Genomic DNA, 792 nt, shown 5'->3' on the forward strand with positions numbered 1-792 from the left:
AACAAAGGCTGCTTGAATGATTTTCAGACGGCCTTTATTGTTTTACATTGCTTTCAAAATATCAGAATCTTGATTGCAAATGATTCTATGAAGTAGCCGTAAATGTTATACTTAGCCTCTTGTTTGCCGATTGGAAAGAACCAGTCATTAGATAATGCGGATAGATACCGCCTTTTCATGGCAGACTGAGGTTTTTAAAACAAATGTAACGGCAGAATAAACAGGCTGCCGGACAACATTCAAATCGATGAAATGGATAGCAGAAAATGAGCAGAATCCAACAAACTTTCTCAGCGCTCAATGGCGCAAAAGCACTGATTCCTTATATTACGGTGGGTGATCCCAGCCTTGAGACAACCTTGGCATTGATGCATAGCCTGGTGGCTAATGGTGCTGATATTTTGGAACTAGGTGTGCCGTTTTCTGACCCTATGGCGGATGGCCCGACTATTCAACGTGCGGCTGAAAGGGCGTTGGCAAATCATGTTTCTTTGCGCGATGTATTGGAAACAGTACGCTTGTTCCGCCAAACCAATGATAAAACGCCGGTTGTGTTAATGGGTTACTTGAACCCGGTACATAAAATGGGTTATCAGGCGTTTGCGCAAGCGGCTGCCGAGGCAGGCGTAGATGGCGTGTTGACCGTGGATTCTCCGGTAGAAACCATTGCGCCTTTGCATGACTCGTTGAAAGCGCAAGGTATTGATTGTATTTTCCTTATTGCGCCAACAACAACTGAGGAGCGTATTCAAACGATTGCCAAAGTAGCCGGCGGTTTTGTGTATTATGTAT

1 protein-coding gene is annotated in these 792 nt (G+C 44.4%); it reads left to right on the forward strand.

The genetic code is table 11. The features are described from left to right. Nucleotides 1-266: 266 nt before the first annotated feature. Nucleotides 267-792 (forward strand): tryptophan synthase subunit alpha (gene trpA / locus ACTHUM_RS16095; protein WP_440403435.1); only part of this gene is annotated, 526 nt, incomplete at its 3' end.

This window comes from Neisseria sp. P0021.S006 (assembly GCF_051956895.1).